This is a genomic window from Fibrobacter sp. UWB13, assembly GCF_900177805.1.
Taxonomy (GTDB): Bacteria; Fibrobacterota; Fibrobacteria; order Fibrobacterales; family Fibrobacteraceae; genus Fibrobacter.
On record NZ_FXAX01000001.1, the window covers coordinates 522,683 to 541,991 of the forward strand.

At 51.1% G+C, this 19,309-nt stretch carries 16 protein-coding genes; 5 read left to right on the forward strand and 11 right to left on the reverse strand.

What is annotated here, in order from left to right:
- Positions 1–97: 97 nt before the first annotated feature.
- Positions 98–1,672, reverse strand: a complete 1,575-nt coding sequence (locus B9Y77_RS02305) for a hypothetical protein (RefSeq protein ID WP_085490315.1) — start codon at positions 1,670–1,672, stop codon at positions 98–100.
- A gap of 122 nt (positions 1,673–1,794) precedes the next feature.
- Between B9Y77_RS02305 and B9Y77_RS02310 the strand changes: the two genes are divergently transcribed.
- The 5 genes from B9Y77_RS02310 (at position 1,795) to B9Y77_RS02330 (ending at position 6,063) form a co-directional block, all read left to right on the forward strand.
- Entirely contained in the window at positions 1,795–2,874 is a 1,080-nt protein-coding gene (locus B9Y77_RS02310; RefSeq protein ID WP_254899893.1) for a hypothetical protein, read from the forward strand.
- Entirely contained in the window at positions 2,867–3,316 is a 450-nt protein-coding gene (locus tag B9Y77_RS02315; RefSeq protein WP_085490317.1) for a type II toxin-antitoxin system VapC family toxin, read from the forward strand. The genes B9Y77_RS02310 and B9Y77_RS02315 overlap by 8 nt, the downstream gene beginning before the upstream one ends.
- 147 nt (positions 3,317–3,463) lie before the next feature.
- On the forward strand, positions 3,464–4,921 hold the full coding sequence (gatB, locus tag B9Y77_RS02320; protein ID WP_014544977.1) for an Asp-tRNA(Asn)/Glu-tRNA(Gln) amidotransferase subunit GatB: 1,458 nt from the start codon (positions 3,464–3,466) through the stop codon (positions 4,919–4,921).
- Positions 4,922–5,039: 118 nt separating this feature from the next.
- Positions 5,040–5,285 carry a hypothetical protein gene (locus tag B9Y77_RS02325; RefSeq protein ID WP_244536543.1) on the forward strand — a complete coding sequence of 82 codons (246 nt, stop codon included), beginning with the start codon at positions 5,040–5,042 and terminating at the stop codon, positions 5,283–5,285.
- Between the two features lie 43 nt (positions 5,286–5,328).
- Positions 5,329–6,063: an IMP cyclohydrolase gene (locus B9Y77_RS02330; protein ID WP_085490318.1), complete on the forward strand. Its 735-nt coding sequence runs from the start codon at positions 5,329–5,331 to the stop codon at positions 6,061–6,063.
- An 84-nt stretch (positions 6,064–6,147) separates the two neighbouring features.
- On the opposite strand, the gene B9Y77_RS02335 is transcribed toward B9Y77_RS02330, so the two are convergent.
- The 10 genes from B9Y77_RS02335 to B9Y77_RS02380 form a co-directional block, all read right to left on the reverse strand.
- Positions 6,148–7,539 carry a GntR family transcriptional regulator gene (locus tag B9Y77_RS02335; RefSeq protein ID WP_085490319.1) on the reverse strand — a complete coding sequence of 464 codons (1,392 nt, stop codon included), beginning with the start codon at positions 7,537–7,539 and terminating at the stop codon, positions 6,148–6,150.
- Positions 7,540–7,542: 3 nt separating this feature from the next.
- Entirely contained in the window at positions 7,543–8,874 is a 1,332-nt protein-coding gene (trmFO, locus tag B9Y77_RS02340) for a methylenetetrahydrofolate--tRNA-(uracil(54)-C(5))-methyltransferase (FADH(2)-oxidizing) TrmFO (protein WP_085490320.1), read from the reverse strand.
- 1 nt (position 8,875) lies between these two features.
- A complete protein-coding gene (locus B9Y77_RS02345; protein ID WP_085490321.1) occupies positions 8,876–9,331 on the reverse strand; it encodes a hypothetical protein in 456 nt (151 codons plus the stop codon).
- 17 nt (positions 9,332–9,348) lie between these two features.
- Positions 9,349–10,401, reverse strand: a complete 1,053-nt coding sequence (locus B9Y77_RS02350; protein WP_073424266.1) for an IMP cyclohydrolase — start codon at positions 10,399–10,401, stop codon at positions 9,349–9,351.
- Positions 10,402–10,511: 110 nt separating this feature from the next.
- Positions 10,512–11,333, reverse strand: coding sequence for a NifU family protein (locus tag B9Y77_RS02355; RefSeq protein WP_085490322.1), 822 nt, complete (start codon positions 11,331–11,333; stop codon positions 10,512–10,514).
- Positions 11,334–11,491: 158 nt separating this feature from the next.
- Positions 11,492–12,742, reverse strand: a complete 1,251-nt coding sequence (gene glgC, locus B9Y77_RS02360; protein WP_014544985.1) for a glucose-1-phosphate adenylyltransferase — start codon at positions 12,740–12,742, stop codon at positions 11,492–11,494.
- Between the two features lie 186 nt (positions 12,743–12,928).
- The gene (locus B9Y77_RS02365; protein WP_176221697.1) at positions 12,929–13,840 is read right to left on the reverse strand and encodes a patatin-like phospholipase family protein; all 912 of its coding nucleotides are present in this window, start codon (positions 13,838–13,840) and stop codon (positions 12,929–12,931) included.
- A 292-nt stretch (positions 13,841–14,132) separates the two neighbouring features.
- Complete coding sequence (gene nifJ, locus B9Y77_RS02370; RefSeq protein WP_085490324.1) at positions 14,133–17,702, reverse strand: pyruvate:ferredoxin (flavodoxin) oxidoreductase; 3,570 nt, start codon at positions 17,700–17,702, stop codon at positions 14,133–14,135.
- 141 nt (positions 17,703–17,843) lie between these two features.
- Complete coding sequence (locus B9Y77_RS02375; RefSeq protein WP_085490325.1) at positions 17,844–18,527, reverse strand: N-formylglutamate amidohydrolase; 684 nt, start codon at positions 18,525–18,527, stop codon at positions 17,844–17,846.
- Positions 18,527–19,222, reverse strand: a complete 696-nt coding sequence (locus B9Y77_RS02380; RefSeq protein WP_085490326.1) for a peptidase-C39 like family protein — start codon at positions 19,220–19,222, stop codon at positions 18,527–18,529. The genes B9Y77_RS02375 and B9Y77_RS02380 overlap by 1 nt, the downstream gene beginning before the upstream one ends.
- Positions 19,223–19,309: the final 87 nt, after the last annotated feature.

Here is a 19,309-nt window from a genome sequence, read left to right on the forward strand (position 1 = left end):
TAGTCTGTGAGCAAAAAGCCCTCGGTATTAACCGAGGGCGTTGGCGAGAGCGAGGCGAAGACGGAGTCTTGCTTTGCTCAAGAGCCGAGCAGTCTTATTAGTTTATTCTACCCACCAGGTTGCCAGAAATCATCACGTCTCTGGAACCGTAGTAGTTGTGAAGGCCGGCAGACAGGGAGAAGCGATCCGTGAGCGCCTTTTCAAGATAAAGTGCTGCAAGAACGTCCTTGATATGCTTGGTCTGGACTTCATAGAAACCATGTCTTCTGCGATGGTTGATGTATTCTGCTTCAAGAATGACGCGGTCAACAGTCTTGAAGTTGAATTCGAAACCGCCAGTGACAGGTACTGCGAGGTCGTCAGCAAGGTCCATGAGGGCTGCTTCAGCAAAGACCGTGAAGAAATCCGGAACGATCGGAGCGCGAACCTTCAGAGATGCATTGTGCTGGATCTTGGCTTTGCTATCGTGAACTCTGTCAAAGATGTTGCTACGGTAGCCGAGCTGGATATCGAACAATTCGAGACTCGGAAGATCGTGGAAGTTAAACACAAGGCGGAGGTCACCGTTGTTGAGGTGGGCAGCCGTGCTGATGAAGGAAAGGGCGATATCCATGTTTTCGTTGACATTGAAGCCAAATTCAAACTGGTTTTCCGGATCCTGCGTAGAAAGGAAACCGCTCTTGTAACCATCGATATAGCCACCGAAGTAGTCGCCATTCTTATCGGTGTTGTCCCAACGACCGACCTTGAAGCTGAACCAATCCTTGCTCTGGTAAGCCCAAGCTTCATCGAGAGTGAAGTAGTCTTCTGCACCACCAATGGCGTGGTTGTCGCTATCGGTCTTCAAGTCACCAGGATAGAAGGCGAGAGCAACCTTGCCTTTGAAGTTCTGTGTTTCAGCGAGGATAGCGAGGTTGGCCTTACCGCTCCAGGTTTCAAAGTTATCCGAATTCTCATCGTCTTCGGTTGTCCAAAGAACCTTGCCTGCTTCGAGTTCGAAGTCGGCGTTGATGTCGAAATCAATCTGGTTGACGGTAAAGACTGCGTTTTCGATCATCTTCTTTTTCTTGCGGCTCGTAGTAGAAGCCGGTTCTGCGGAAGCGACTTCAGCCGGTGCAACTTCTGTCGGAACTTCGACAGCCGGAGCGGGGGCGACAACAGGTGCTGGAGCTGCCGGGGCGTTGACTTCGGCAACCGGTGCGGGTTCAGCCTTCGGTGCTTCCGGAGTCGGTGCGATAGCCGGAATAATCGGTTCTGCCGGAGCCTTTGTTTCAACGGCGGTTGCGGCGTCAGCCTTAGCGGCTTCAGCTGCTGCTTCTACAGCCTTTGCTGTTTCCTGAGCCTTGACTTCTGCTTCCGGTGCCTTTTCGGCTACAGCGGCTTTAGCATTATCCTTGGCTTCGGTTGCTGCAGTTTTTGCTGTTTCTGCTGCCTTAGCGGCTTCCTGAGCCTTAGCATCGGCAGCTGCTGCAGTAGCCTTGGCATCTTCAGCGGCCTTTTCGACCTTTGCCTTAGCCTTTGCTTTCTTCTTTGTGGTTGCAGCCTTTGCCTTGGTAACAGCGGTCTTTGCTTCTACTGCCGGCTTTTCAGTTGCTGCCTTAACATCTTCTGCACTCGGTGCTGCAAAAACGGATGCTGCAAGCAGGCAAGTTGCAAGAAACATTTTCTTCATTTGTGGATCTCCTTGGTATAAATCCGGGTTTAAATACTCGATTAAATGTTAGAAAAAAAATCTTAATCTTTTTTTTACTACATATAAAGCCCCCAATAATCTAATTTAAATATCCAAAAGAGGTGATTGTTTTGAAAAAAATTTTGTTGGTGGTGTTGGTTATTTTAACGGCGAGCGCATTCGCCCAGATGAAACTTAATGTCTATAAGAAAATTGATGGGAATATAGACGAAAATCGACCGCTTGGGTATTTGATGTCTTCGGATGCCATTAAGGAACTCCCGATTCCGAAGGACAGAATTGAACACGAAAGTTTTGTGGATGTTCAGGAAAAGGTTCGTGGCAAAAACGGGAAATACAAGACCGTTACCAAAAAGCAAAGAGTTGTCACTTATGAAGAGGTCGAGCCGAAAGCTCCGCCGCGCTATGTACCGGTAAATTGCAAGTTTGGTGATGTGTGGGTCAAGCGTTCGGAGCTGGACCGTTTTATGCAAGAATACGCAGACTTGAGTGGGGAATACGTCTCTGAAACGGGACGCGTGGTTCTCAAGAGTTCGCCGAGCAACGCTAGCCGCTTTAACATTGTTGTGCAGAATGGTAAGGACGATAACGTAGCCGAAATCGAAATGGGTAATCTCGAAAAGAAAAACATCAATGGTCATGCTCGCTTTGTTTACCAAGAAGAAGGCTGTGCCGTTGGCGTGGATGTGTTTAACCGAGTTGTTCGCGTGGCTCAGCGCGGCTGCGAAGATTACAATGCTGGCGAATACACGCTTGCCGGCAATTATCCGACGTTTAAGGGTAACAACCGTATCGTTGAAACATTTAATTTGGATTCCTATAGCTTCTCTTATCCAAAATATCTGTGGTGCGCAAGCGGTTTCGATACATGCGAACCGCTAAAAGATGAACATGGCATTGTGAACATCACCTGGAGCAAAGACGGCCACGGAACGATTGAACGCAAGGCTGGCAATACGGTGCATACGTACCGCGCTATGGAACGCGTAATTCCGCACAAACGCGATTTCTACAATGGCGAAAAACCGATTGCCATCAAGACTAAGCGTACGGACATGAGTGGCGAATGGATGAACTGGTATTTCTATCCGCGTGCGGGGCGCTTTAAGATGATGCGTTCTGGACAGCGCCACGATGCCGCTTACATGGAAATCTACGAACCGGTCAAAGAAGATGATTAAGTCGATTGAACAGAGTCGTATTTTATTTTTGGATTCGGGGCCGCTCGTTAGGCTTTTGCAGATGCATCCGGATTATTATCCGGTTGTTTCGGGTGTGCTCGATGGCGTGTATGAAAATAATGTGCAGGTTTTGGTTTCATCTGTGACGTTGTTTGAAATTTGCAAGAAGGCGTATGGCGCCAATGACGGCGTACTTGCTAGGCAGTATCGCGAATTTTTTGAGAAGTCTGCGAATGTGCGTCTTTGCGAAGTGAATGCCGATGTGTCGCTCAAGGCTGCGGAGCTTTTTGCGGCTGCAGCCCGTACAAACCACAAGCTGACCGAAGCGGAATCGCTGCGCTTGGCGACGGCGTTTGTGAACGGTGCCGACTGCATCCTCTCGGAATGTGCAAATTTCCGTGACGCAACTGATGCGCTTGTTGTGACATTGGACGAACTTTAGGCTACGGGGTGTGGGCTCGCACCTTTAGTGCATTGAGCACGCTTCGCTTTGAGGTTAGAGCGTTTTACAAGCATATCTAAGTTCTAAGCTCTAAGTTCTAAGTTCTAAAATACTATCTTTTCCGCGTAAAATTTATTGGAGTTTAACATGTCTAATTACTGTCCTGTTATTGGTCTCGAAATCCATTGCCAGCTCGCCACTAAGACAAAGATGTTCTGTGGCTGCGAAATTGAAGTGAACACAAGCCCGAACAAGCACGTTTGCCCTGTTTGCCTCGGTATGCCGGGTGCAATGCCGGTGCCGAACAAGAAGGCTGTGGAATACGCCATTCGCCTGGGCCTCGCTCTCAACTGCGAAATCGATTTGAACGCCATGTGGACTCGTAAGAACTACTTCTACCCGGACCTTCCGAAGGGTTACCAGATTACGCAGACGGGTGGACTTCCGGTTTATGACCATCCGATTTGCAAGAACGGCTGGCTTGAAATTGTGAAGGCTGACGGCACCAAGAAGCGCGTGGGCATTACCCGTATTCACATGGAAGAAGACGCCGGTAAGCTTATCCACGACATGAGCCCGTCCCAGAGCCATTTTGACGCAAATCGCTGCGGTACGCCGCTTTGCGAAATCGTGACTGAACCGGACATCCGTAGCCCGGAAGAAGCCGTGCTCGTCTTGAAGAAGATCAAGCAGACGCTCGAATACACTCGCGTTTCTAACGCCAACATGGAAAACGGCAACATGCGCTGCGACGGTAACATTTCTCTCCGCGCATCTGAAGACGCTCCGTTCGGTATCCGCGCTGAAATCAAGAACTTGAACAGCTTCACGAACCTCGAAAAGGCTCTCTACTGCGAAATGAACCTCCAGGCATCGACGCTCGATGCTGGCAAGGAAGTCGAACAATGCACCAAGCGTTATGATCCCAACGCCGACAAGACGATTGTGATCCGCTCTAAGGAAGACGCACACGACTACAAGTACTTCCCGGAACCGGATATGGTCCGCCTCGTGACTGACCCGGCCTTCGTCGAAGAAATCCGCCGCACCCTTCCGGAACTGCCGGATGCACGCCGCGAACGCTTCATGAAGGACTTCGGTGTTTCTGAATACGATGCCCAGGTGCTGACCGAAGACCGCGACGTGAGCGAATGGTACGACACCGCCGCCAAGAACTGCAAGAACGGTAAGGTGCTTGCTAACTGGGTCATCACGGAACTCCTCGCTAAGATGAAGGACCTTGAAGGTGGCCTCTCTGCTCTCAAGATCAAGCCGGAACAGCTTTGCGCTCTCGTGAACCTCATTGCAGACAACACCATCAATGGTAAGATTGCAAAGACCGTGTTCGCCGAAATGTTTGAAACGGGCAAGGATCCTGAAGTTATCGTGAAGGAAAAGGGTCTCGTGCAGGTGACTGACACCGCCGCTATCGAAGCTGTTGTTCGCGAAGTCTGCGCCGCTAACGCTGCACAGTTCGCAGAATTCAAGGCCGGTAAGGTTGCACTCAAGGGCTTCCTCGTGGGTATGACAATGCGCAAGTCCGGTGGCAAGGCCAACCCGGGTCTCGTGAACCAGATTCTCGACAAGCTCGCTAAGGAAGGTTAAGACGAGAGACGAAAGACTAGAGACTAGGGTAACAAGGTCGCTGAGCATGTCGAAGCGCCTTGTTTTTGCATTTCTTGTTTCTCTCTTTCTTGCTTTTCCGACCTCTGCTTTTGCAAAGATGGACCGCTCGGACAGTTCCTATGTTAGCACGTTGAACATGACGGAAGAACAAAAGGAAAAGGTCTATGGCGTAGATTCCTCAACTCTCGCCAAAGGCCCAACGCTCCAGGAACTCAACGAAGAAAATCCGACTTACGTCAAACGCGAATATGACCACAAACAGCAAGTGGTTGTCGGTAGCGTGGTGATGTTCTGCGTTGCCCTTGCAATGGTCCTGATGAACAATTACAACCCGAAGAGATAAGTTTAAACCTACAACAAAGTGCCGCTGGCACGCCGAAATCAATATGAACTACACAGAAGATGCAAAACAGAATTTCAACGACCTCTCCAAGAACCCGTATCCGGGCCGTGGCATTGTGCTTGGCACAAGCGCCGATGGCAAGTCTTACGTGCAGGTTTACTGGATCATGGGTCGCAGCGTGAACAGCCGCAACCGCGTGTTTGAAATCGAAGCCGACACTGGTTTTATGAAGACCAAGGCTTTCGATGAATCCAAGCTCACGGACCCGCACCTCATCATTTACTATCCGGCTCGCCATACGAAGGACGTGCAGATCATCACGAACGGCGACCAGACGGACACGATTTACAACGCCATTAAGCTCGGTGGCACGTTCGAAAGCGCTCTTCGCACTCGCCAGTACGAAGACGATGCTCCGAACTTCACGCCGCGTATTTCCGGCATCCACTACAAGAATGCTGAACCGGCTATCTACAAGCTCTCCATCCTCAAGAGCAGGGGCAACAGCGAAGATGCTGGCTGCGAACGCATGACGTTTGAATTCGAAAAGGCTTTGAACGGTCTTGGACACTTCATCAGCACATACGAAACGGATGGCAAGCCGATTCCGTCTTTCAACGGTTTTCCGAAGCTTATGCCGATTTTCGCTACCGCCGAAGAAACGCTCAAGACTTATTGGGACGCTCTCAACGCTGACAACAAGGTTTCCTTGATGGTCAAGTGGATTGACCGCGAAACCTTCGAAGCTAAGACGATTATCGTGAATAAGAATGTTTAGTTAATGGTCGTTCTATGGTCATTAGTTTTTGGCGCATGTCGCGATTAATTAATAACTATTGACTAGCTACTAACGACTATTAAACTATTTCTCAATGACCTGCCCCAGAATCTGGTGCAGGCGCTTTTTATTCCCGAATCCATCGGGATTTTCGATGTAGTAGAAAATTTGCTTGATAAGTGCGCTTGTGTTAAAGTCGTACGATGCAATGCGCAACAAGTAGCTTTCGGCGGAGTTATCAAATCCGAGCACGTTCGGGTCGGTCTTATCGCCTGGCAATGTGCAATCGCCGTCATCGCTCATTTCGTAGAAAATACCTGCGACTTCATCATTTACGCAGACCCAGCAGTTGCAATCCTCAGGAACATTCTTGGCGAACTGCAAAAGCTTTTTCTTCACGAGATTACGGGCGTACGATTCGACGGAAAATCTCGAGACTCTCTGTCTTGCGATTTCCTTGTAGTCCCACGGGCTTGCATATTCGTCATCGGTAAATGCAATGACTTCTAGCCCCGAATTCATGAGGCCTGTCAAGCGGTCCTTGGACCAGGAACTGTTATGGTACGGCGAGAAATAACAGACCTTCTTGATGCCTTTTTGCAAAAGGTATTTGCCGAGCTGCTGGCCCGGGATTTCTCCGAATGTGGAGTTGAAAAACGCCCAGTTATTTTTGCTCAAGAATCTCGGTGGAATGTTTTGCAACGGGTGTTCCCACCACACGGAGACGGGGTATTTCACACCGTAAAAGAGCTGCAAAAGTGCATGCGGGTTCTGCACCAAGAGTGTCGATAGCACTGCACCGATAGCATTCGGATAATCTGTCAGACGGCAGACTTTTCCACTGCGGTCAATGAGCTTGCCGCTTTCTTCGTTTATGCCGAGCAGAATGAGCTTGAAATGTTGTTCACCGGCGGTCTGGTAAACGAGACGCAAAAAGTCGAGTTCGCGTTCACTTTCGGCGGTAAAGCCGCCCCACGAATTGCATCGCGTGACGAACAAAATCTCGCTGAAATTCTTGACCGTCTTTGTCTTGAGCGGGGAAGCGAATGCGTACAAACGCCCTCTGCGGACAAGAATTCCCTGATTCACTTTATGAATCAGGAACTTGCGGAGAATCGTCTGCGACACGTTATAGCGGTCGGAGAGTTCCTTTGCAAGCGGCAAATTCCTATTCGGGTCGAGGAATCCCTTTTCCCAGTCCGTTGAAAATTCTCGTTCAAGGCGTTCGAGCACGGTTTCGCGATGGACCGTTTTCGAAAGCATTTGTGCAAGATCATTGGCGTCTGGAGCCTTGCCCCAGAAGAATCCCTTGCCGCGGATGCTGTAAATGAACCCTTCTTCAGAGAGCTGCTTGAGCACGCCCTGAATGGTTCCCGATGAGACTCCAAACGTTTTCATCAGCTTGCGTACAGACGGGAGCATTTCCCCGTCTTTCAGCTCTTGTTGCAAAATCGCTTGTTTGATCTCGTCACGCATAATTTATGCCATATTGCGGGCCGCAATCCATTCGCGAACGGCGCGTTCAGCTCGTTCTGCAAGAATCTCTTTCTTGTTCTTTTTTTTCAAGCCTTCGTGATGGGGGAGGAGTCCGAAGTTGAAATTCATCGGCTGGAAATCCTCGTTCTCTTCGACAAGGCGGTTCATCAAGGAGCCGATGCAACTTTCATCTGGGAGCGGGTCGGCGTGTCCGTGCAAAATCGTCTGCGCCATATTCCATGCGGCGTACCAACCTGTAGCAACCGCTTCGGTATAACCTTCAGAACCCGTAATCTGGCCTGCAAACCACGTGGGCGGAATATCCTTGGCGCAATCGAGTTCCGGACGCAAGCGGAGCGTCTTATCAAGGAACTTCGGCGATTCGATGAACGTGTTGCGGTGCATGCAGCCGAAGCGTGCAAATTTTGCGTTTCGTAACGCAGGCACCATGGTAAAGATTTCCTTTTGCGTGCCCCACTTGAGGCGCGTCTGGAAACCGACCATGTTGAACAAAGTCTTCTGCTTGTTTTCGGCACGGAGCTGGATCACGGCATACCACAGATGTCCGTTGTTTCCAAGCCCAAGCCCAATCGGACGCATGGGTCCGTGGCGGAGTGTTTCGTAGCCACGACGCGCCATTTCTTCAACCGGCAGGCAGCCTTCAAAAAGTTCGCGCTTTTCGAACGGGCGCGGTTCGGTTGCTTCTGCTTCGCAGAGCTTGTTTACAAATTCTGTATAAGTTTCTTTGTCGAGTGGGCAGTTGATAAAGTCTGCCGTTTCGCCCTTTTCCCAGCGGTTCATGTAGAACGCATGGTTAAAGTCGATGCTGTCTGTCTCGACGACAGGAGCAATCGCATCAAAGAAGTGCAGACGGTTACTGCCGAGGCGCTTGAAAATATCGTCGGCGAGAGCATCACTTGCTAAAGGCCCTGCGGCAACAAGCGTCGGGCAATCGCCTTCGAGACTCGTCACTTCTTCGCGGTGCAGCGTGATGTTCGGGAATTCTGCAATCTTCTTTTCGACAAGTTCACTAAAAATGTCGCGGTTCACCGTCAGGGAATCGCCTGCTGGCACTGCCGCTTCACGAGCGCAATCCAAGAGGAAACTCCCGAGCAGAGTGAGTTCCGCTTTTAAAAGGCCATGGGCACTAGTTATGCCTAAAGCCTTGAAACTGTTAGAACAGACGAGTTGGGCGAGGTGTCCATCCCTATGGGCGGGCGTCTGCCTGTTGGGGCGCATTTCGTACAAATCTACCTGAAAACCACGGCTTGCCAATTGTAAAGCCGATTCGCAGCCTGCAAGACCGCCACCAATAACACGTACTCGTTCGTTCATTTTAATTCACAACAATTTTTCTATAGCTCTTCGCGTTTCCGATCCAGAGCTTGACCAACAATTCTTCGAGGGATGCCGTACTCACGCAATCCGGGTCTGCGTCCTGAATTTCGTCCGAAATAAGATTCGCCTGAGTCAAGTTCAGCATGCCGTAGTACAAAGCCTCAAGCAACTGAGACAAGAACTCGGGAGAAACCTTAGCGACAGACTCCATGTCATTCAACGGTGGGAGCTGTGTCTTGTCCGGCTGGAACTGATCCAGGTTATCCATAGTCCACATGTCGGTTGCCTTGCTCATTTCGGGCGAGGGTGCAATACCACTAAGCTTGGAACGGTAATCACTCCATTCCTTGGCGGTCGTTTTCCCGGCTTTGCGGACAGACTTCAAGAAGGAGAGGACTGCGTAATACAGGTCCTTCTCCCTTTGGTTTGATTCTTTCTGAGATACTGGAATCATTCTTACCTTATAATAAATTAGTGGCGGAAGTGGCGCATTCCGGTGAACACCATCGCAATGCCGAACTTGTCTGCAGATTCGATGGAAAGGTCATCCTTCTTGGAGCCACCCGGCTGAACAATGTAACGGACGCCGGCATCGTGTGCGGCTTCGACGTTGTCCGGGAACGGGAAGAATGCGTCAGAACCCATAACGACTTCGCCGAAGACCTTCTTTTCGAGAGCCTTGAGGCCTGCTTCGTTGATGAGCTTGCCGTTTTCGTCGAAGAATTCCTTTGCTTCCGGGAGGCGTGCGACGTTGTCGCGAACGCGCGGCTGGCAGAGGCGGAGGTTCGAGTCAATGCGGTTCGGCTGACCCGGGCCAAGACCCATCACCTGGAAGTAACCCGGCTTGTATTCGTAGCACATCACGATAGCGTTAGACTTTGTATGCTTGGTAACGAGCCAAGTGAAGCGGGCGAGGTCTTCTTTGTTCTTCGGGAACTGAGCCTTCGTTACGCATTCGAACTTTTCCCAAGTACCGATGTCGCGGTCCTGGACGAGCATACCGCCAATCACGTGCTTGTAAACCTTGCAAGGCGTAGCCTTCTTGATTTCGCCAACTTCGAGGAGGCGAATGTCCTTGGACTTGTTCTTGAGGAATTCGAGAGCGTCGTCATCGAAAGCCGGAGCGAGCAAGATTTCAACGAACTTGCCCTTGAGGAATTCGGCCGTCTTGAGGTCAACCTTGCGGGTCACTGCAATCACAGAACCGAAAGCGGACACCGGGTCACCTGCCCAAGCGGCTTCCAAAGCTTCGCGGAGCGTTTCGCCCGTAGCAAGACCGCACGGATTCATGTGCTTCACAATCACGACAGCATTGCCGTCGCTGAATTCGCGAGCCATTTCGAGGGCGGCGTCAGCATCGACGATGTTGTTGAAAGAAAGTTCCTTGCCCCAGAGCTGCTTTGCAGAAGCGAGGTTTGCTTCGGTGCAGGTCGGGTCGCGGTAGAATACAGCGGACTGGTGGGAGTTTTCACCGTAGCGCATCGGCTGCGGGTCAACGAATTTCAAAACGAGTTCTTCGGACATATCATTTCCTTTGTGGATTTTTCCAAAGGAAATATAGAAAAAAGCCCACGCAGGGTGGGCTCAAAAAACGAATAACTAATGACTATAGACCAATGACTAACGACTTGTAATTAGAACAAACTAGCAGGCGGATTGTTGTCATCCAGGCCCGGCAAATCCGGATTCTGGGGGAGGTTTGCGAGCGGGTCTTCCGGTTCGACGATCAAGTTGTAATAGACATTATTCTTGAGCTCATCTTCGATGTAGAAGAGCGTGCCGCCCATAGCGCTGCCGCATCCGGCGCATGCGCCTTGATAGCGGATTTGCAAACGGTTGTCGTCCGTCAAGTCGAGAATCTGCACGTCGCCACCATCGCCCTGGAGCGTTCCACGGACGGTCTGGTGCAACCATGCTTCAATCTTTTCGATTTTTTGAACTTTGGTAAGCGCATTCCATTCTGCATCAGCTTCGGCACGTCCTTCAGCGGTTTGCGTGCGGTACTTGATGCGTTCCATCTTCTCGCGAACGATGATTGCCGTAGCCTTCTTTTCGGGGTAGACGAGCAGAATCTTTGAGATGAGCGTGTTCATCTGCTTTATTTCTACGGCGTCCTCCGGGATGGCTCGCACGTCCGGCGTGTCGCGCAATTCTTCTTCGAGGCTTTCGGCGGTAATCTTGCAGGCGTCATCGACCGTAGCCATCTGGATTTTGCGGCAGAACGAATCGGCAAGGGCGGTAAAGAGCGGCCCGCCGTACGTAAAGAATCGCGTTTCCAAAATCTTGTCGCATTCCGGGTCAATCATCAAGTAGACCTTGAGGCTTGCTTCCTTCACATCGACGAGGGCGAGGCCTTTTTCATCGGCTTCAATCTGGAAAATAGCCCCACGGTACTTGGGAGCCTTAGCAATATCTTGTAACTTCTGAGAGAATTTAGCGCTTTGTTCTTCGTTCATGCGCGCTAATTTAGAAATTTATGGCGCTTTTGGGGAGGTTTTTACAAAACCTAGCGTGAATATAGGGTTTTTAACGTAAAAAGGAAATGCCCGCGCTATGGCGGGCACTTCCGAGACTTTATGTATTTACGCCTGGCGCTCTTCGAGCGCGAGCCTTGCTAGGCTTTTATGATAGTATCCTTGGCGAGGACAACAATACCGGATTCGGTCACGTGGAAGAGCTGCTTGTCGCGTTCCAGGTCGTAACCAATCTGGAAACCGGCCGGAATATGCAAGCCCTTTTCAACGATTGCGCGGCGCACCTTAGCACCCGGGCCTATCGTCACGTTCGGGAAGAGGATGGATTCTTCGACGAGGGCATCCTTCTGGATGGTAACACCCGGCGAGAGGATGCTCTTCACAACCGTACCGCCACCGATAATGCAGCCCGCAGAAACGATGGAATCGACGGCTGCGCCCTGATGGCTTTCGTTGTCGCCCGCAAAGAAACGTGCAGGCGGCTGATTCCAGTTGTATGTACGGATCGGCCAGTAGTTGTTGTAAAGGTCGAACGGCGGATTTTCGGAGCAAAGGTCCATGTTTGCTTCGAAGAAGGCGTCAAGCGTACCCACGTCGCGCCAGTAGCCCTTTGTAGAAGCCTTTTCGCCACGCACGATGTTCGTGTTGAAGTCGTAGACGTACACCGGGTATTCCTTGTACAAGCGCGGAATGATGTGCTTGCCAAAGTCCGTTGCACCGTCGTTTGCGCCCTTCAAAAGTTCGCGCACGAGGAACTTGCTCGTGAAGAGGTAGTTACCCATGCTGGCGAGGCACCAACCCGGACGGTTCGGCATCTGCTTCGGTTCTTTCGGCTTTTCTTCGAAACCGATCATGCGGTTGTCCGCGTCAATTTCGATAATGCCAAATTCGCGAGCTTCTTCGACCGGCACCGGAATAGCCGCAATCGTGAGGAGGGCTGCACGGCTCAAATGGAAATCAATCATCTGGTTGATGTCCATCTTGTAAATGTGGTCGCCACCGAAAATCGCCACGAGGTCCGGACGTTCGTCGGTAATCAAGTTGATGTTCTGGAAAATGGCGTCGGCAGTACCGCGGTACCATTCGTCACCCGTACGCATCTGGGCGGGCACGAGGTCCACATACTGGTCCAAACTTGCGTTCAGGCTCCAGGCGGCAGAAATGTGCTTGTTCAACGAATCGCTCTTGAACTGCGTCAAAACCTTGATCTTGAAAATGCCGGAATTGATGAAATTGTTGAGGACGAAGTCGATAATGCGGTAGGTTCCGCCAAAGTGTACGGCGGGTTTTGCACGGTCGCGGGTGAGGGGCTGTAGACGGCTCCCTTGTCCACCAGCCATGATCATGCAAAGAATATTCTTTTGATGCTCTCTTGAGTAAGACCAGCTCATGAAATTCCTCTGTAAATGCAATTATGTAATAGTCGTCCATAAAATACTTTTTTTTTTGCAAAAAACCTTAAATTTTTGATTTTTTGTTAAAAAAAACATACCCCACCAAGGTGATTGGCGGAGTATATCCCATAAGTGTATGTCAGAAAGACTTATAGATGCTGTTTTCGACTTCTTTATGGATTTTTAGTCTTTCGTCAATTTCTGAGCCGGTTCTGTCGACTTCACAAATTCGCACACTTCCTTGCCGATTTGGTCGTACAGCTTATCCCAGATGTCAGAAACTGTATCGATAACGGAGAGGTCGTCCATGGCGTATTTCTTATCGACTTCGGGAACGACACGATAAACGTTCTTTTCGCCAATGTTTGCGCATGCCTGGAAATAGCCGGATCTGCCTGTGCGTGCCACCCATTCTTCCATGATGTATTTACCCCAGCCGATGATACTGTGGTCGGTTGGTGCTTTATTGGCAGAACGCATTCCCGTATTGAATGAGAGGATCTTGTAGTTGTCCTTGAATTCCTTGACCTTGTTCAAACCGGATTCCAGAACCATGATGGGGTCGTTGGACCACATGCCGCCATCGCAATAAATTTCCGTTTTACCATTCTTTTCGCGACTTACAGGATCAAAATACGTTGGGGCAGAGCAGCTCGAGAGCACAGCAAACCACTGGTCAGACATGCCATCGCCACGGTCCCAGACCTTTTCAACGCTATCGCCATTCATGAACGTTGAAGGGATAAAAATGGGCTTCTTGAATTCGTACATCTTGTAACGGAAATTCTGCTGCAAGAGCTTTTTGAGATTCGTATTGTCGTAACGATGGTAATCCGAAGAGAGAATGTTCAAAAATTGCGGTGTTTTGACCTTGGTAAAGATGGCTGGCAAATTGCATCTGTAAAGGTCGTAAAGCTGGCTTGCTGTCATGCCGGAGCAAAGACCTGCCGCAACGATAGAACCGGTTGAGGTTCCCGCAAAAGCAGCGCCTGCGTCAGCAAGATGAGAAGAAAGGTCTGCTTCCAGACGGCGCATAAACTGCAAAGGACCGATGCCAAGAGCACCACCGCCCGAAATAGCAATCGCAAGTTTCATAAAATTCTCCCTGGTAAATAGTTCTATTAAAGTTTGTCTAAAAATAATAAAATATTCTGTACAAAGAAAAAAAAGAGCGGCAAGATTTCTCTTGCCGCGTATGAGACTCCGCATTCAACTATCGCATACAAGAACTTGTGACGTTGAATGCTCCGCGCTACGAAGGCTACTTAATAGTAGCCTCCTTCGCTTGGCGGTGGACGCCCGCTTTTAAAACAAAACACCCCGTCACTCATCGTGACGGGGCGTTTTAGTAAAGGGGAGATCCCCGCCTTCGCGGGGATGACATCCATTACAGGCTGATCAACCCTTCCGTATCCTTGGACATGGCGTCGTAGAAGGCATAGCGGGCGTCCACTTCCTTCTGGAGGTCGTCGGCGAGCTTCTTGGCCACTTCCGGATTGTTACGGGTGAGCTGCTTGTAGCGGTTTTCGGTGTAGATGTATTCTGCAACCGGAATCGTCGGCTTCTTGGAGTCGAGGATAAGCGGGGCCTTTCCTTCGGCGGCGAGAGCCGGGTTGTAACGGAGCAGAGTCCAGTAACCGGAATCCACGGCCATCTTCTGGTGCTGAAGCTGGCTGTTGAGATCGAAACCGTGGTTGATGCAGGGGCAGTAGCAGATGATCAGGGACGGACCATTGTGTGCTTCTGCTTCCTGGAGAACCTTCAGGGCCTGAGCGTCGTTTGCACCGAGGGCGATACGGCCCACGTAAACGTTCTTGTAGCTCATGGCGATAAGGCCGAGGTCCTTCTTGCCAGCGCGCTTACCAGCGGCAGCGAAGAGGGCGACGGCGCCACGGTTCGTGGCCTTGGAAGCCTGTCCACCGGTGTTGGAGTACACTTCGGTATCGAGGACGCAGATGTTCACGTTTTCGCCGGTAGCCATGACGTGGTCGAGACCACCGTAACCGATGTCGTATGCCCAACCGTCACCACCGAAGATCCATACGGACTTCTTCACGAGGTAATCGGCGAATTCGTCGCGGAGGCTGACGGATGCGTCGTCGGTTGCATTGGCGAGGGCAGCCTTCAGGGCGGCAACGTTTTCACGCTGGGCCTTGATGCCGGCTTCATCGTCCTGCTTCTGGGTCGTGAGCTTTTCCTTGAGTTCTGCAGGAACGTTCACGGCTTCGAGGAGGCTGAGTGCCTGCTTGGCATGCTTCGTGATAGCGAGGCGCATACCGAGACCGAATTCGGCGTTGTCTTCGAAGAGGCTGTTGGCCCAAGCCGGACCGCGGCCTTCCTTGTTCTTTGCCCACGGTGTGGTCGGCAGGTTACCGCCGTAAATGGAGGAGCAACCCGTAGCGTTAGCGACAACCATGCGGTCGCCGAAGAGCTGAGAAACGAGACGCACGTAAGCGGTTTCGCCGCAGCCTGCGCAGGAGCCGGAGAATTCGAACAACGGTTCGAGGAGCATGGCCTGCTTGACGAGATTCTTGTTGACCTTGGTACGGTCGAATTCCGGGAGATCGACGAAGAAGTCCCAGCACTTGCCTTGCTGAACCTTGATGGGTTCCTGCGGCACCATGTTGATAGCCTTCTTGGTGGCGTCGGTCTTGTCCTTACCGATACAGGCCTGCGTACAAACGCCGCAACCTGTACAGTCGTAGCTGGACACGGAAATTGCAAATACCGGCTTTTCGGAACCTTCGAGCTTGAAGCCCTTGGCCGGAGTGAACTTGAAGCCTTCCGGAGCGTTTGCAACGGCGGATTCGTCCACAACCTTCATACGGATGGCTGCATGCGGGCAGACCATAGCGCACTTGCCGCACTGCACGCAAGCGTCCGGATTCCAGGACGGGATGTTGAGGGCGAGGTCGCGCTTTTCGTACTTGGTGGTAGCGGTCGGGAACACACCATCGCAAGGCATCTTGGAAACGGGGAGCTGTTCGCCGTTGCCCTTGATGATTTCTGCGGTGACTTCGTTCACGAACTTCGGAGCGTTGCCGTGGATCGGAGCGCGGAATTCCTTGGTGCTGGTGACAGCGGCCGGAACCTTGACTTCGAAGAGGTTAGCAAGAGAAGCATCGATAGCGTCCCAGTTCTTCTGGACGACTTCCATACCCTTCTTGGCGTAAGTCTTTTCGGCGTACTTCTTGATGTACTTGATAGCAGTTTCTGCATCGAGAACGTTACCGAGCTTGGAGAAGAAGCAGGTCTGCATCACAGTGTTGATGCGGCGGCCCATGCCGGTCTTTGCGGCAACGGCGTAAGCGTCAATGACGAACACCTTGAGGTGCTTCTTGATGATGGCTTCCTGCACCGGACGCGGGAAGGTATCCCAAACAGTGTCAGCGGAGTGCGGGGTGTTCACGAGGAACGTTGCACCGACCTTGGCATACTTGAGCATGTCGATGGATTCGAGATGCGGAGTATGGTGGCAAGCAACAAAGTCAGCTTCGTTTTCGCCAATGAGGTACGGGGCGTCGATGATGCTCTTACCAAAGCGGAGGTGAGAGGTGGTCATGGAGCCGGACTTCTTGGAGTCGTAAACGAAGTAGCCCTGAGCGTAGTTGTCGGTTTCGTTACCGATAATCTTGATGGAGTTCTTGTTGGCACCGACAGTACCGTCAGAGCCGAGACCGAAGAACATTGCCTGGAAGAAGTCGCTTTCGAGCTTGAAGTTCGGGTCGATGGTGAGACTCGTGTGGCAAACGTCGTCGTTGATACCGACTGTGAAGCGTGCCTTCGGTTCTGCCTTGGAGAGTTCGTCGAAGATGGCCTTGACCATAGCCGGCGTGAATTCCTTGGAAGAAAGACCGTAGCGGCCGCCGATCATCTTCGGCATAGCCATCTTGCCTGCCATCACGGCTTCGGAAATAGCGGTCAGGGCATCCTGGAAGAGCGGTTCGCCTGCGGAACCCGGTTCCTTGCAGCGGTCGAGGACGGCAATCTTCTTGACTGTCTTCGGGAGAGCGGCAACGACAGCTTCCATCGGGAACGGACGGTAGAGGCGGATGTTGACGAGACCGACCTTTTCGCCCTTCCCGTTGAGGTACTTGACGGTGTCACCGATGGTGCAGGTCGAAGAACCCATAGAAATGATTACGCGTTCTGCATCAGCAGCACCGACGTAGTCCACGATGTGGTACTGACGGCCAGTGTAGCTAGCAACCTTGTCCATGTACTTCTGGACAATTTCCGGAACCTTTGCATAGAACGGGTTCACGGTTTCACGACCCTGGAAGTAAACGTCCGGGTTCTGGGCGGTACCGCGCATAGTCGGGCGGTCCGGTGTGAGGCAGCGTTCGCGGCATGCCTTCACATACTTTTCGTCGATAACGTTACGGATAACGCCGTCTTCGAGAGCTTCAATCTTCATCACTTCGTGAGAAGTGCGGAAGCCGTCAAAGAAGTGCATAAACGGAACGCGGCTTTCGAGCGTAGAAGCGTGGGCCACGAGAGCGAGGTCCTGGCATTCCTGGACGCAGCTGGAGGCGAGCATTGCAAAACCCGTCTGGCGGCAAGCCATAACGTCGGAGTGGTCACCGAAAATGGAAAGGCCCTGCATAGCAAGAGCACGTGCAGTGACGTGGAAGACCGTGGGGGTCAGTTCGCCCGCAATCTTGTACATGTTCGGGATCATCAAGAGAAGACCCTGAGATGCGGTGAAGGTCGTGGTCAAAGCACCGGCCTGCAAAGCACCGTGAACGGTACCGGCAGCGCCACCTTCGGACTGCATTTCAAACACGCGGGGAACCTGTCCCCAAATATTCTTCTTGCCTGCAGCACTCCAGTTGTCGGCGTGCTCAGCCATAGGACTAGACGGTGTAATCGGGTAAATAGCAGCAACTTCGCTAACAGCAAACGCTACGCTAGCGGTGGCTTCGTTACCGTCACACGCAATCATCTTTTTTGCCATGGATATCTCCGTTTTTAGGTTTTTTCGTAAAAAATCTGATCATATACACCTTCGGCGTGCATTACACGCAAAAAGGGCAAAAATCCACGCATAAAATTAAATAAGATTACCCAAAACGGACAACCAATTTTTGAAAAAAGTTTAAAAATTAAGCAGCTTTTGGTTAATCTCGATTTCAAGTCCCGCGTAACTTTGGCCGAACTTTTGGCGAAGCGTGGTCGTAAGGCCATCGGACTTGCCCAAATACGGGTAATTCTTGCGGATTTTAAGCCACGGGGCGCGTTCGTGGATGTTCTGGATGAGCGTTTGCGCAATTTTTACTTCGGCAGGTCGGCTCGGGTCATAGAGAATCCCGACATCGGCATCGCGCTCGACACCATTTAATACAGGCGTAAAGCTATGAATACCGAGGTGGATGACCTTGAGCGGCGCTTCCTTAGGTGCATTTTTCTCATTTTTGCGCGCTCTCGCAGGAATTTCACTCGCGACAAAGTTTTCAATTTTCTCACGGTATTTTTCCCAAAGACTCATCATGTGCGATTTTACGGTATTTGGTAATCCAACAGTAAATTCAGAAAAGAACGTCTTGTTGGTCGCACTGCGGTTCATGTCGACCACGAGTCTCGAGAACCGACTAGAGCAATGGAAGTCGGGCTTTAATCGTTTTACAAGATTTGAAAATACTTTATATGCACCAATGTCGTAAGCGCGGTGGGAGGCGAGAACGTCATCGGGAATCTTGGAATCGCGGAGTGCGCGCAGGACGAAATCCGGCACAGCGTTGCTCGCATGTTCGCAGGTAATCATCAGTGCCGGAGCTTTCATTACTTTTTCTCCACGACCAGGATGTTTCCGTCGTACGTCATGACACCCAGCAAAATGCTGTGGATTAGGCGGAACTTGTCGACTTTGTAATAAGGGCCGCTTGCCATCGGGTTCGTACAATCCGGGTCTGCAACCATGAACTGCTTCTTTTCATCGAGTCCGTAAAGCACTACGAAATGCCCCATCGGCTCGCCGTGAATATCGTCAAAGACGGACTGGTCTTTTTCGTTTGTGTATTCGCGAGGGGAACGATAAAGATAGGTGGCGCTGAGGCCGCAAAGCACCGGAATGTCTCGCTTGAAATAGCTTTCGAACATGCTTGCGCGAAGGTCTGCGGTAGCGACTGTTCCGCCAAGGTCAATGAATCTGATATAGGCATCAATTGCCTTTTTGAGCTTGGGGGCGTGTTTTGCCTTGTGCAAAGCGACCAGCTTTTCGCGGAGCTCGGGCATCTTGAGCTTGCTCCACGTCGGGTCAAAAATCTTTAAATTATAAGAATAAATGGTAGCCTTGAATCCGCGCTTGAGGGCGTCGATACCAAGAAAAACGCCTAGCGTGCCACCTTCTTCCAAAAATTCGATTTCGGAAATGAGCTTTTTAAGGGGAATGTTATAGCCAAGATAAGAGTAAACAGCGTGTAGGCTAGTCGGTCCGCACGTAACATCGTCTGGCTGAGGGAGTATTTTCAAATCCATCGAGTGCCTCGTTATTAACCGTGGCGGTTTGATCATCAAATCGTCAATCCGCGCGTAAATATAGAAAAATTTATTTAGTTATCTTTT